Source organism: Halorubrum sp. SD626R, assembly GCF_001261915.1.
Lineage (GTDB): Archaea > Halobacteriota > Halobacteria > Halobacteriales > Haloferacaceae > Halorubrum.
On sequence record NZ_CVRT01000157.1, the window covers coordinates 51,273 to 64,227 of the forward strand.

The 12,955-nt window shown below is 70.4% G+C and carries 11 protein-coding genes; 10 read left to right on the top strand and 1 reads right to left on the bottom strand.

From position 1 onward, the window contains the following. The first annotated feature begins 81 nt into the window (after positions 1-81). The 6 genes from SD626R_RS15730 (at position 82) to SD626R_RS15755 (ending at position 8,255) form a co-directional block, all read left to right on the top strand. Positions 82-2,274 (top strand): heterodisulfide reductase-related iron-sulfur binding cluster, encoded by a 2,193-nt coding sequence (locus SD626R_RS15730; RefSeq protein ID WP_092567254.1) that lies wholly within the window; start codon positions 82-84, stop codon positions 2,272-2,274. Between the two features lie 164 nt (positions 2,275-2,438). After that, positions 2,439-3,467, top strand: coding sequence for a PstS family phosphate ABC transporter substrate-binding protein (locus SD626R_RS15735; protein WP_092567255.1), 1,029 nt, complete (start codon positions 2,439-2,441; stop codon positions 3,465-3,467). Between the two features lie 57 nt (positions 3,468-3,524). Further along, positions 3,525-4,499 carry a phosphate ABC transporter permease subunit PstC gene (gene pstC, locus SD626R_RS15740; RefSeq protein ID WP_092567256.1) on the top strand — a complete coding sequence of 325 codons (975 nt, stop codon included), beginning with the start codon at positions 3,525-3,527 and terminating at the stop codon, positions 4,497-4,499. Further along, positions 4,499-6,265, top strand: coding sequence for a phosphate ABC transporter permease PstA (pstA, locus tag SD626R_RS15745; protein ID WP_092567257.1), 1,767 nt, complete (start codon positions 4,499-4,501; stop codon positions 6,263-6,265). Before pstC ends, pstA begins: the two co-directional genes overlap by 1 nt. A 1-nt stretch (position 6,266) precedes the next feature. After that, positions 6,267-7,103: a phosphate ABC transporter ATP-binding protein PstB gene (gene pstB, locus SD626R_RS15750; RefSeq protein WP_092567258.1), complete on the top strand. Its 837-nt coding sequence runs from the start codon at positions 6,267-6,269 to the stop codon at positions 7,101-7,103. Between the two features lie 99 nt (positions 7,104-7,202). After that, positions 7,203-8,255: a sodium:calcium antiporter gene (locus SD626R_RS15755; protein WP_092567259.1), complete on the top strand. Its 1,053-nt coding sequence runs from the start codon at positions 7,203-7,205 to the stop codon at positions 8,253-8,255. 48 nt (positions 8,256-8,303) lie between these two features. Here the strand turns inward: SD626R_RS15755 and SD626R_RS15760 are convergent, their stop codons facing one another. After that, on the bottom strand, positions 8,304-9,230 hold the full coding sequence (locus SD626R_RS15760; RefSeq protein ID WP_092567260.1) for a VOC family protein: 927 nt from the start codon (positions 9,228-9,230) through the stop codon (positions 8,304-8,306). A 90-nt stretch (positions 9,231-9,320) separates the two neighbouring features. Here SD626R_RS15760 and SD626R_RS15765 point away from each other — a divergent pair, with 90 nt between their 5' ends. The 4 genes from SD626R_RS15765 to SD626R_RS15780 all read left to right on the top strand — a co-directional run bounded on the left by SD626R_RS15765 (position 9,321) and on the right by SD626R_RS15780 (position 12,778). Continuing rightward, positions 9,321-9,740, top strand: coding sequence for a cobalamin B12-binding domain-containing protein (locus tag SD626R_RS15765; protein WP_092567261.1), 420 nt, complete (start codon positions 9,321-9,323; stop codon positions 9,738-9,740). Next, entirely contained in the window at positions 9,741-10,871 is a 1,131-nt protein-coding gene (gene meaB, locus SD626R_RS15770; RefSeq protein ID WP_092567262.1) for a methylmalonyl Co-A mutase-associated GTPase MeaB, read from the top strand. It begins immediately after the preceding gene. 68 nt (positions 10,872-10,939) lie between these two features. Beyond that, complete coding sequence (locus SD626R_RS15775) at positions 10,940-11,896, top strand: alpha/beta fold hydrolase (RefSeq protein ID WP_092567263.1); 957 nt, start codon at positions 10,940-10,942, stop codon at positions 11,894-11,896. Between the two features lie 96 nt (positions 11,897-11,992). After that, positions 11,993-12,778, top strand: a complete 786-nt coding sequence (locus SD626R_RS15780) for a response regulator (RefSeq protein WP_092567264.1) — start codon at positions 11,993-11,995, stop codon at positions 12,776-12,778. Positions 12,779-12,955 lie beyond the last annotated feature (177 nt).

Sequence of the window (12,955 nt, forward strand, 5' to 3'; positions counted from 1 at the left end):
GGCCCGAGAGACCGGACCCCGAGACCGGACCGGCCCCGCGTCGTGGCAAGTTTTAACCGGACCGTATCCGGCGGATCTACCATGACTCCCCTGCAGGCGGCCACCCGGGAGACGTTCTGGACGATCGGTCCGGTCGGGAAGGCCGCGTTCTACTGGCTCGCCGCGGTCGCGATCCTCGTGTTCCTGTACGGCGTGTACGCCCGGTTCGCGGCGTACGCCCGCGGGAGCGCGGACCCCCGCGACCGGCTGTCGGACCTCCCCGCCCGAACGGTCGCGGCGACGAAGACGGTGCTCTCGAACGAGAACCAGTTCGACGGCGACGCCTACACGGGCGTAATGCACGCGTTCGTCCTCTGGGGGTTCCTCACGCTACTCGTCGCGACGACGATCCTCGGCTTCGACATCGACGTCTACCGCCCGATCGCGGGCGAGTCGTTCTGGGTGGGCGACTTCTACCTGGCCTACCAGTTCACGGTCGACGCGTTCGGCCTGCTGTTCGTCGTCGGCGTCGGGATGGCCATGGCCCGCCGCTACCGCGAGCGCGACGGGCGGCTGTGGGGGAAACACACCTCGTTCGAGGACGACGCGTTCGTCTGGACCCTCTTCCTGCTCGGCGTCGGCGGCTTCGTCGTGCAGGCGCTCGGCATCGTCGGCCAGCCCGCGCGCGCCGACGAGACGGTGAGCTTCGTCGGGATGGCGATGGCCGCGGGGTTCGAGGCCGCGGGCCTGACCCCCGCGGGCGCCGAGGCGATCTACGGCGTCGTCTGGTGGAGCCACTCGCTGCTGGCGTTCGCGTTCATCGCGTGGATCCCATACGCGAAGCCGTTCCACATGATCTCCTCGTTCGCGAACGTCGTCGCCCGCGACGAGAAGGCCGGCGCGCGGCTCCCGAACGTTCCCGCCGACCTCGACCACACCAACGCCGAGTCGATCGAGGACTTCACGTGGAAGGAGCTGATGGACGGCGACGCCTGCACGAAGTGCGGGCGGTGCACCGACGCCTGCCCGGCCGACGCGGTCGGCCGGAACCTCGACCCGCGGAACGTGATCCTCGACCTGAAGGCGTACCGCGAGTCCGTGACCGACGATCCGGTGGCGGGGGCGGGCGGCGGCGCGGTCGCCACCGACGGCGGCGTGGCCGGCTCCGCCGCCGTCAACGACGGAGGAACCGTCCCCATCGTCGCCGACGAGGGCGGCGTGATCGACGCCGAGTCCATGGAATCGTGTATGTCCTGTATGGCGTGTATGGACGCCTGTCCGGTCGACATCGAACACCTCACCTCCTTCACCAAGATGAACCGCCAGCTCGTCGACGAGGGCGCCGTGGACTCGAACCTCCAAGGCGTGTTCCAAGACGTGATGCAGAAGGGGAACACCTTCGGCGAGTCGCAAGCGAACCGCGGCGACTGGACCGACGAGCTGGACGAGGTCGAGGTCCCGGACGCCCGCGAGCGGGAGGTGGAGTACCTCTGGTACGTCGGCGACTACCCGAGCTTCGACGACCGAAACAAGAAGGTCGCGCGGGCGCTCGCCCGCCTGTTCGACGAGGCCGACGTGTCGTTCGGCATCCTCTTCGACGACGAGAAGACGGACGGGAACGACATTCGCCGGATCGGCGAGGAGTTCCTCTACCTCGAACTCGCCGGCCACCACGTCGAGACGTTCGCCGACTGCGAGTTCGAGAACATCGTCTGTACCGACCCGCACTCCTACAACACCATCGAGAACGAGTACCCCGAGGTCGGCTTCGCGGAGTTCGCCGACGACCCGATGATGCCGTTCGACCGCGGCGAGCCGTGGAACCCGGACGGAGCGGTCGACGTGTTCCACTGGACGCAGGTGATCGAGGAGCTAGTGGCCGACGGCCGACTCGACCTGTCGGGCGACGAGCTCGACTACACCGTCACCTACCACGACCCGTGTCACCTCGGGCGGTACAACGACGAGTACGAGGCGCCCCGCGAGCTTATCCGCGCGACCGGCGCCGATCTCCACGAGATGCCGCGCTCGCGGGACGACTCCTTCTGCTGCGGCGGCGGCGGCGGCGGGCTCTGGACCGAGCACGACGAGGACGTCAAGCCGAGCGAGGAGCGCCTCCGCGAGGCGGTGGAGGACACCGACGCTGGCGGCGCGATCGAGAAGTTCGTCGTCGCCTGCCCGATGTGCACGACGATGTTCGAGGACGGCCGGAAGACGGGCGACTTCGAGGACGACGTGGAGATCGTCGACGTCGCGGAGCTCCTGATCGAGGCGGTGGAGGCCGGAGGCGAGTGACCTGAGGCGCGTCAAGCGTCTCGGTCCGCGCTCGGCTCCCGACGGGCACTCACGGGGAGTTCGCCGAGCGATCTATATAGCGTATATAGTGCACCCGAACGGTACCCCTCGGACTGTACCCATCATAGCATACTACTTAACGGGAACTCGCCGATCGACTGGTAATGGCATCCAGCCACGACACGGACGCGACGGGGATCACGCGGCGGCAATCGCTCGCGGCGCTCGGCGGGGCGGGCGCGCTGGCGCTCGCCGGGTGTACGCAGAGCGGCGGCGACGGGGGCTCCGGAGACGGCTCCGACGGGGGCTCCGGAGACGGCTCCGACGGCGAGCTCTCCGGCCCGATCAACATCGCGGGGTCGAGCACGGTGTTCCCGCTGATGAGCGCGGTCATGGAGGACTTCGCCGAGATGCACCCGGGCGTCGACCCCGACATCAGCTCGACGGGGTCAGGCGGCGGCTTCTCGAACTTCTTCTGTACGGGCGACACCGACTTCAACAACGCGAGCCGCCCGATCCAGCCGGAGGAGGAGGAGCTGTGCGCGGAGAACGGGGTCGAGTACGTGGAGCTGATCGCGGCGACGGACGCGGTCACCGTCGTCGTCAACCCCGAGGCCGACTTCGTCGACTCGCTCACGACCGAGGAGCTCGCGCAGATCTGGCGGTCCGACCCCGCCCAGACCTGGGACGAGGTCCGCGACGAGTTCCCGAACGAGGAGATCGAGCGGTTCGGCGCCGCCGACACCTCCGGCACGTACGACTACTTCATCGAGGCGATCCTCGGCGAGGAGGGCCACACCAGCGACTACCAGGCGACCGAGCAGGACAACACGATCGCGCAGGGCGTCGCCGGCAGCGAGTACGCGATCGGCTACTTCGGCTTCGCGTACTACTTCCAGAACCCCGACCAGCTGAAGGCGCTCGGGATCGACTCCGGCGACGGTCCGGTCGAGCCGAGCCTCGAAACGGCCTCCTCGGGTGAGTACACGCCGCTCTCCCGGCCGCTGTTCACCTACCCGTCGATCTCCTCGCTCGCCGAGGAGCACGTCGCGGAGTTCGCCCGGTACTTCGTCGAGCAGACGACCAACGAGGACCTCGTCGCCGGCGACGTCGGCTACGTGCCCGCCACCGAGGAGACGCAGGAGGAGCAGATGGCGACCCTCGAAGACGCGATCGAGCAGGCGCAGGGGTAGCTCCCCCGCGATGAACCGGTGTATTGATTTACGACAGCGTTCGATACCCCACCGTTCGTGACTGACAGCACAGAGAGTCCCGACCTGACCCGGCGGGGCGGGCTCACACGACTGAAGGAGGGAACCTACGGGGGGCTGTTCGCGGCGTGCGCGGCGATCACCCTGCTCACGACGGCCGCGATCTTCGTCACGCTCCTGTCGGACGCGGTGGTGTTCTTCCGGTCGATCTCGATCGTCGAGTTCCTCGCCGGCACCAACTGGAGCCCGAACCCGGCCGGCGGCGGGCAGGCGTTCGGCATCATTCCGCTGTTGATCGGGACGATCACCGTGACGATCACCGCGGCGTTCATCTCGATCCCGGTTGGGACGCTCACCGCGATCTACCTCAGCGAGTACGCGACCCCGAACGCCCGGTCGATCCTGAAACCCCTACTGGAGATCCTGGCCGGCATCCCGACCGTCGTCTACGGCTACTTCGCGCTGGTGTACGTCACCCCGGCGCTGAAGGCGACGCTGTTCCCCGAGATGAGCACGTTCAACGCGCTCGCCGCGTCGATCATGGTCGGGATCATGACGATCCCGATGGTGTCGTCGATCTCCGAGGACGCCATGAGCGCGGTGCCGGACCAGCTCCGACAGGCCGGCTACGGGCTCGGCGCGACCAAGTTCGAGGTGTCGACGGGCATCGTCGTCCCGGCGTCGATCTCCGGGATCGCCTCCTCGTACATCCTCGCCGTCTCGCGCGCCATCGGCGAGACGATGATCGTCGTCGTGGCGATGGGCGCGCAGGCCCGGATGCCCGAGGTCCGACAGGCCCTCTTCGGGATCCCGTTCGTCAACCCCGCCGACGTGCTCTTCGAGTCGGGGATGACCATCACCGTCGCGATGGTGCAGATCACCGGCGGCGACCTCACCGGCGGCACGCTCCCGTACAATTCCATGTTCGCGCTCGGCCTCGCGCTGTTCGCGGTAACGCTCGTCATGAACGTCATAAGCGACATCATCGCGCAACGCTACCGGGAGGAGTACTGATGGCGACGGACAACGCGGCCGCGGACGGCTTCGGCGAAGTCAGCCGAGTCAGGGGGATCGTCTTCGAGTACCTCTCGTTCGGTGCGAGCGTCTTCGGCCTCGTCGCGCTCGGCGTCCTCCTAGTGTACGTCGCCGTCGACGCCTTCGACCTGGCGAACGCCAGCCCCGAGTGGCTGTTGACGTACTTCCTCACGCTCGTCGTCCCCTTCCTCGGCTTCTGTCTGTACAGCGCGGACGACCCCGACGTGACCCGACGCGCGGTCGTCGCGCTCGGCGGGGGCCTCGTCGCCGTCGCCGCGCTGTTCACCGCGGTCGAGGCGCTCGTCGCGCCGATCCCGCGGCTCAACTGGCAGCTCGCGTACCTCTTCGTCGTCGCCGCCCCCGTCACGGCGTACCTCGCCTACGTCGGGAGCCGCGGTCGCGTCGGCGGGGTCGGCTTCGGGCTCCTCGGACGGCTGATCGGGGGCGTCGCGATCGGGCTCGCGGTCGGCACGCTGTTCCTGGTGCTCGACCCGCTGGTGTGGTTCCTCGCGTACACGCTCGGGATCCTGCCGGCCGTCGGGCTGTACGCGCTCGGACGGGGTCGGTCGTCGTCGCGCGCGCAGACCGCCGCGGCGCCGATCGGCCTCCTCGGGCTGGTCGCCGCGGTGTTCCTCCGCGACGTGGTCCCGGTGTTCCCGTCGGACCTCATCATCTACCTCTGGACGATCGCGGTCCCGGTCGCGGCCGCCGGAGCCGTCCTCGTCGCCGGCCGGAGCGGGCGGACCGCCGCGGCGGTCGTCGGCGGCGTCCCGCTCGCCGTCGCGACCGCCGGGGGGTTCCTGGCCGCGGGCGCCGGGCTGCCGGCCCCCACCGTCCTCCTCGTGCTCGTCCTGACCGGGGTGCCGACCGGGGTCTACGTCTCCCGCGTGGTCGACGTCGGCGAGGGCCTCGTCGGGCTCGGGCTCCCGCTGCTCCTCGCCGCGGGCGTGGTCGCCGGAGCGCTGATCGTCGAGGCGTGGGGCGTCCCGGCGCCCGACCCGTGGCTCGACCCGTCGTACCTCACGGAGGCGCCCTCTCGAACGCCGACGGAGGCGGGGCTCTACCCTGCCATCGTCGGCTCCGTCATCATCATCGCGATGGTCGCGGTGCTGTCGTTCGCGCTCGGCGTCGGCACCTCCGTCTTCTTGGAGGAGTACACGCCGGAGAGCGGGCCGCTCGGGACGCTGACGCGGATCCTCCAGGTCAACGTCGCGAACCTCGCGGCGGTGCCGTCGGTCGTCTACGGCCTCCTCGGGCTGGGGCTGTTCGCGAACCTCCTCGGGCTCGGAATCGGGACGGCGGTGACCGCGGCGCTGACGCTGTCGCTGCTCATCCTGCCGATCACGATCATCTCGGCGCAGGAGGCGATCCGGTCGGTGCCGGACGACCTCCGGCGGGGCTCGGACGCCATGGGCGCGACGCGCTGGCAGACGACGAAGAACGTCGTCCTGCCCGAGGCGATGCCGGGGATCCTTACCGGGACGATCCTCGCGCTCGGTCGGGCCATCGGCGAGACCGCGCCGCTCATCATGATCGGCGCGGCGACGACGGTGTTCAGGGCGCCGGACAGCCTGTTCAGCCGGTTCAGCGCCATGCCGATGCAGATCTACACGTGGGCCGGCTTCCCGCAGGCCGACTTCCGGTACGGCGTCGTCGCCGCGGGCGTTATCACGCTGCTGATCATCCTCGTCGGCATGAACGGGACGGCGATACTGCTGCGGAACCGCGCGGAACGGGGGAGCTAACATGAGTAACACGACATCAGACGATTCGCTCATCACGACGGAGGTACAGGCGGACTCGAACGACGACCGGGCGCCGCTCGCCGACGCCGGCACCGCGGTGGCGGCCCGGAACCTCGACGTCTACTACGGGGACGAACAGGCGATCGACGACGTGACGATGGAGATCCCCGAGAAGCGCGTCACCGCGCTCATCGGCCCCTCAGGTTGCGGCAAGTCGACGTTCCTCCGGTGTATCAACCGGATGAACGACATGATCGAGATCTGCCGCGTCGAGGGCGACATCGAGTTCGCCGGCAAGAACGTGTACGACGACGACGTCGACCCCGTCGCCCTGCGCCGGAAGATCGGGATGGTGTTCCAGAAGCCGAACCCCTTCCCGAAGTCGATCCGCGACAACGTCGCGTACGGCCTGAAGATCCAGGGGTTCGACGGCGACGTCGACGAGCGCGTCGAGCAGTCTCTGAAGGGCGCCGCGCTGTGGGACGAGGTGAAAGACCAGCTCGACTCCTCGGGGCTGGAGCTGTCGGGCGGGCAACAGCAGCGGCTCTGTATCGCCCGCGCCATCGCGCCCGACCCGGAGGTCATCCTGATGGACGAGCCGACCTCGGCGCTCGACCCGGTCGCGGCCTCGAAGATCGAGGACCTCATCGACGACCTCGCGGAGGAGTACACCGTGATCATCGTCACGCACAACATGCAGCAGGCGGCGCGGATCTCCGACCGGACCGCGGTGTTCCTCACCGGCGGCGAGCTGGTCGAGTACGACGACACCACCAAGATCTTCGAGGACCCCGAGGAGCAGCGCGTCGAGGACTACATCACGGGGAAGTTCGGGTAGCGCCCCGCGACCCCGGCCGGGAGCGGTTCGACGCGCGAGGGGCCGAACCGGAGCGCCCGCTTCCGGAACCACTAATCGGTTCCGCGCGCATCCTCCGACGTGACGTTACTCGGGGAGCTCATCGGCGATCAGTCGCTGTTCGTCTGGATCCCGATCGGGATCGTCGGGTTCCTCCTGACTTGGAAGGGCGCGAACGTCGTCGAGTCGACGACCTCGAAGATCAGCGACCACTACGGCGTCTCGCAGGCGATCCAGGGCGGCCTCATCGTCGCGGCCGCGACGTCGTTCCCCGAGCTCGCGATCATCGTGATCTCCGTGCTGATCCTCGGCGAGTTCGGCGTCGGCGCCGGCGCGCTCATCGGGACGGCGGTGTTCAACATCTTAGTCATCCCGGCGGCCGTCGCGATCACGAGCGGCGACACGACGACGACGCAGGGGATCGTCTACCGCGACGCCATCTTCTACATGGTCGCGGTGCTCGCGCTCTTCGGCGTGATCGCCTTGGGCGTCCTCGGTACCGACGGGCGGGAGCTCGCGCGGATCACCCCCCAGATGGGGGTCGGCCTGCTGGTGTTGTACGGCGTGTACGTCATCCTGCTCGTCGGCGGCAAGAGCGGCGCGATGGACCGGAAGCGTGCGGAGTCGACGAACGTCCCGAAGCAGCTCGGGCTGTTCGCGGCCGGGCTGGCCGTCGTGCTCGTCGGCGTCGAGTCGATGATCGGCATGACGCTCGAAGTCTCCGACGCGCTCGGCGCGCCCCCGTTCCTGATGTCCGTCACCGTGCTGTCGGTGATGAGTTCGTTCCCCGACCTCCTCGTCGGCGTGAAGATGGGGAAGGCCGGGGACAAGCGGGCCGCGGTCGCCAACGTCTTCGGGACGAACACGTTCAACCTCGTCGCGGCGCTGCCGATCGGCGTCATCCTCGCCGGCGGCGTCTCGATCGGCTTCCTCACCTCGGTCCCCCTCATGCTGTTCCTGTTTTACACCACCCTCGTCGTCGTGGTGATGGCCGCGACCGACTTCGAGATCACCACCGAGGAGGGGTACGTCTTCCTCGCGATGTACCTCGCCTTCCTCGGCTGGATGACGACCGAGGCGCTCGGGATCACCACCTTCCTGACCGAGTCGACGCTCCGGACGATCGTCGGGTGACCGGTCCCCGTCGGCGGGGCGATCCGCGACCGAACCGATCGGGGTCGGCTACTCCGCCCGGATCCGGACCTCGATCCCGTCGGCGTCGGTGACGGCGAGCCCGTTCGCTCGCTCGGCGACCGCGACGTCGACATCGTCGTCGGCCGCGACCGCCTCCAGCCGAGTCCGGACCGCGTCGAGCGCGGCGGCGTCGGGAACGACGACCTCGAACCACGCGAGCCCGCGCCCCGTCGCGGGCGTCGTCCGCCCCCGCCACGTGTTCGCGGCGAGGTGGTGGTGGTAGCCGCCGGCCGCAACGAACCGGACGTCCGGGCCGGCTTCGCCGACCTCGAAGCCGATCCCGTCGACGTAGACGGCCTCGAACGCCGACAGCGACGCGGTTTCGAGGTGGACGTGGCCGACGTCGGTGACGAACGGGACGCGGTCGGCGGGCGAGGAGTCGGCGGGGGCGTCGCCCGCGTCGGCCGCCTCCGCGGCCGCCGCGACGCCCTCGATATCGAGCGGCTCGGTCGCCATCCGGGGCGTTCCGTCGTCGTCGGCCGGCCACTCCCCGCGGGGGCGGTCGCGGTATATCTCCACCCCGTTCCCCTCGGGGTCGTCGAGGTACAGCGCCTCGCTGACGAGGTGGTCGGACGCGCCGTCGAGCCGCCAGCGCTCGCGCACCCGCCCCAGCGCCGCGCCGAGCGCGGCGCGGGATGGGACCCGGAACGCGGCGTGGAAGAGCCCGGCGTCGGTTGTGCCGCGCTCGGGGCGGTCCGGGTCGCGGCGCAGGACGAGGAGGGGGACGGGATCGCGGTCTGCGGCCTCCGCACCGCCGACGCCGAGGACGGCCGCGTCGCCGTCGCGGTCGAGGACCGCGAGGCCGACGACGTCGCGGTAGAAGGCGGTCGTCTCGTCGAGGTCAGCGACGCGGAGCGCGACGCGGCCGATCCGCGCGTCGGGGGAGAGGCGGTCGGCGCGAGAGTCGTCGGGCATACCCTCGTCGAGGGACGCCCGCGCGTTCAACGCGTCGATCTCACCCGAATGTCCGTTAGAGTCAAACGGCGGGGCGACGCAGTACCCGGCATGAGCGTCGAACAGGAGGAGCGGGCCATCCGGTGTCTGGTGGCGAAGGTCGGCCTCGACGGCCACGACCGGGGCGCACACGTGATCGCGCGGGCGTTCCGCGACGCCGGCTTCGAGGTCGTCTACTCCGGGCTCCACCGCGCGCCCGATGACATCGTGCAGGCGGCGGTCCAGGAGGACGTCGACGTGCTCGGCATCTCGATCCTCTCGGGCGCCCACAACACCCTCGTGCCGAAGGTGATCGAGGGGCTCAAGGAGTACGACGCGTTCGAGGACACCCTCATCCTGGTGGGCGGGATCATCCCCGACGACGACGAGGACGAGCTCAAGAGGCTCGGCGTCGCCGAGGTGTTCGGCCCCGGCACGCCGATGGAGGAGACGATCGAGTTCATCCGGGACAACGTGCCGGAGCGGGCGTAGATGGGCGGGCCGAACCCCGACGAGGAGGCGACGCCGCGGGCCCCGGAACTGAGCGACCGCGACGCCGAGCTCGTCGAGGAGCTGCTCGCCGGGAGCCACCGGGCGCTCGCTCGCGTCATCACGCGGATCGAGGACCGCGCGGCGGGCCACCGGGCGATCGTCTCCGCGCTCCACGGGCACACCGGCGGCGCCGACGTGATCGGGATCACGGGCTCGCCCGGCGCCGGGAAGTCGACGCTCGTCGACAAGCTGGCGGCCGCCTACCGCGAGCGCGGGGACACGGTCGGCGTCGTCGCGGTCGACCCCTCCTCGCCGTACACCGGCGGCGCCGTGCTCGGCGACCGGATCCGGATGGGGTCGAACGTCGGCGACATGGACGTGTTCTTCCGGTCGATGAGCGCGCGCGGGCAGCTCGGCGGGCTCTCGATGGCGACCGCGGACGCCGTGAAGGCGCTCGACGCCTTCGGGAAGGACGCCGTGATCATCGAGACGGTCGGCGCGGGGCAGAACGAGGTCGACGTGGTGCGTACCGCCGACACCGTCGCGGTGCTCGTCCAGCCCGGCTCCGGCGACGACGTGCAGACCCTGAAGGCCGGCATCCTGGAGATCGGCGACGTGTTCGTCGTCAACAAGGCCGACATGGACGGCGCGGAGCGCACCCTCGCCGAGTTGGAGGAGATGGTCCACCGGCGCGAGGGACCGACGAAGGGGCTGGAGACGGGTCATCACGGGTTCGACGCGCCGGAGCACCCGGACGACCCCGAGCACTCGGACGCGAGCGACGCGGGGGACGAGAGCGCGTCGGACGACCCGGAGTGGACCCCCGAGGTGCTCCGGACCGTCGCGAACACGGGCGAGGGCGTCGACGAGCTGATCGCGGCGTTCGACGCCCACGCGGCGCACCTCCGGGAGTCGGGCGAGATCGAGGCGACGAAGCGCCGGCGCTACGCCGAGGAGATCCGGACGCTCGTGCGCTCGGACGTGGGCGCGCTCGCGGCCGGCGAGATCGAGCGCCGCGGCGGGATCGACCGGCTCGCCGAGGCGGTCCGGCGGCGCGAGACCGACCCGTACAGCGTCGCCGCCGAGGTCGTCGCCCCCATCGTCGACTGCGTCGAGACGGACCGGGAGTGACCGCCTCGGGCGGGGTGAGCGCCCCGCCGGCCACGAGGTATAAGTCGCCAGCGGTCCAACAGGTTTCCATGAAGCTCAGGAACCTCGCCGGGACCGCCCTCCTCGGCGTCGGTGCGCTCGCCGCGGTCAACACCGGACTCCGCTACGAGGGGGAACTGGAGGCCCCGCTCGACGGCGACGACGGCGTCTTCCGCTGGCGCGGGATGGACGTGGCGTTCACCGAGGCGGGCGACCCGGACGACCCGGACCTCGCGCTGCTTCACGGGATCAACGCCGCCGGCTCCTCGGGCGAGTGGCGCGCGGTGTTCGACGACCTGGCGGCCGACTACCACGTGATCGCGCCCGACTTCCCGGGGTACGGCCGCTCCGACCGGCCCCCGCTCCGGTACTCCGCGGCGCTGTACGAGGACTTCGTCCGCGACTTCCTCGCGGACCTCCACGAGCCGGCCGTCGTCGCCTCGTCGCTGTCGGCCGCGTACGCCGCCGGCGCGGCGACCGGGGACGACTCGGGGAGCGACGCGGTCGACGTGCGCGGCTTCGTCGGCGTCTGTCCGACGAGCACCGCGGGACCGAGCCCGCCGAAGTCGTGGCTCCGCGAGCTGATCCGGTCGCCGCTGGTCGGCGACGCGCTGTTCAACGTCGTCGCGTCGAAGCCGTCGATCCGCTACTTCAACGCCGACCACGGCTACGACGACCCGACGAATCCGGGCGAGGAGTGGACCGACTACGAGTGGCGGACGACGCACGTCGAGAACGCCCGGTTCGCGCCGGCCTCCTTCGTCTCCGGCTACCTCAACAGCGACCTGGACCTCGCGGCGGCGCTCGCCGACCTCGACGTGCCGCCGACGGTCGTCTGGGGGCGCGAGGCCGAGGTGAGCCCCCTCTCCGAGGGCCGCGAGCTGGCCGACGAGTCCGACGCGCGCCTCGTCGTCTTCGACCGCGCGCGGCTCCTCCCGCACGTCGAACACCCGGACCGGTTCGTCGAGACCGTCCGGGAGAGCCTCGTCGCGGGTGCGACCGCCTGAGGCGGGTATTCCGTAGGGTCCGGCTTCCAGCGCGAGAGTATCAGCGCTGAACATCGGGGGGTAACCGGTTTATTCCGGAACCGGCGATGTCGGGACATGACCGACTCACCGCTCCGAGTGCTCTGCGTCGACGACGAGCCGGGGCTGGCGGCCCTCGTCGCCGCGTACCTCGAACGCGACGACGGGATCGACTGCGAGGCCGTCGCCGAGACGGACCCGGAAGCGGCGCTGGACCGCATCGAGCGCGAGGCGTTCGACTGCGTCGTGAGCGACTACGACATGCCCGGTCGCACCGGGGTCGAACTCCTCTCGGCGGCGAGAGAGACCGAGCCCGACCTCCCCTTCCTCCTCTTCTCCGCGACCGAACCGGACGCCATCGCGGCCGAGATGGTCCGCGCCGGCGTCAGCGACTACGTCGCCAAGCGCGGCGGCGTCGACGGGTACACCGCGCTCCTGCGCCGCGTCGGACACGCGATCGACGGCGACGGCGGGAGCTTCGGGGCGGGCGACGAGGGCGAGTCGGCCGCGGCCGTCGGCCCCGCCGCCGACGTCGCGCTCGACGGGGTCTGCACGGTCGCGCCCGACGGGACCTTCGAGTTCGTCGGCGAGGAGTACGGGCGGCTGTACGGCTACGAGCCGGACGAGCTCGTCGGCGAGCGCTGGCAGCGCCTCCACCCGGACGAGGAGGTCGAGCACATCCGGACGCACGTCATCCCCGCGGTGATGGAGGGCGAGCGGTGGACCGGGACGAGCGAGGGGCTTCGCGCCGACGGGACGACGTTCACCGAGTCGAAGCTGGTGAGCGCGGCGGGCGACGGCCGGCTCGTCATCTCGGTGTCGCCGTTCGACGAGGTCGCCGGCGGACGGGCCGCGAGCGACTGAGGCGTGTGTCCGAACTGACGGCAACGCGGCTGAAGCTGTCGATACGGGACGCTACCGGACACCGATTACGGCGGCGCGTGCCTCCGAGCGCCCAGCGGGCGCGAGGAGCACGCGCGAGGGAGTCGGTCGTCCGGAGCAACGCGGAGGACGACCGACGAGGCTGGGGAGGCGTGAGGT

Bases quoted from the DNA above. Each gene is read 5' to 3' on its own strand.
- SD626R_RS15735 (WP_092567255.1), top strand. From the start codon at position 2,439: ATGGCATCCAGCCACGACACGGACGCGACGGGGATCACGCGGCGGCAA.
- pstA (WP_092567257.1), top strand. From the start codon at position 4,499: ATGGCGACGGACAACGCGGCCGCGGACGGCTTCGGCGAAGTCAGCCGA.
- pstB (WP_092567258.1), top strand. From the start codon at position 6,267: ATGAGTAACACGACATCAGACGATTCGCTCATCACGACGGAGGTACAG.
- meaB (WP_092567262.1), top strand. From the start codon at position 9,741: ATGGGCGGGCCGAACCCCGACGAGGAGGCGACGCCGCGGGCCCCGGAA.
- SD626R_RS15780 (WP_092567264.1), top strand. From the start codon at position 11,993: ATGACCGACTCACCGCTCCGAGTGCTCTGCGTCGACGACGAGCCGGGG.
- SD626R_RS15765 (WP_092567261.1), top strand. From the start codon at position 9,321: ATGAGCGTCGAACAGGAGGAGCGGGCCATCCGGTGTCTGGTGGCGAAG.
- SD626R_RS15760 (WP_092567260.1), bottom strand. From the start codon at position 9,230: ATGCCCGACGACTCTCGCGCCGACCGCCTCTCCCCCGACGCGCGGATC.
- SD626R_RS15730 (WP_092567254.1), top strand. From the start codon at position 82: ATGACTCCCCTGCAGGCGGCCACCCGGGAGACGTTCTGGACGATCGGT.
- SD626R_RS15775 (WP_092567263.1), top strand. From the start codon at position 10,940: ATGAAGCTCAGGAACCTCGCCGGGACCGCCCTCCTCGGCGTCGGTGCG.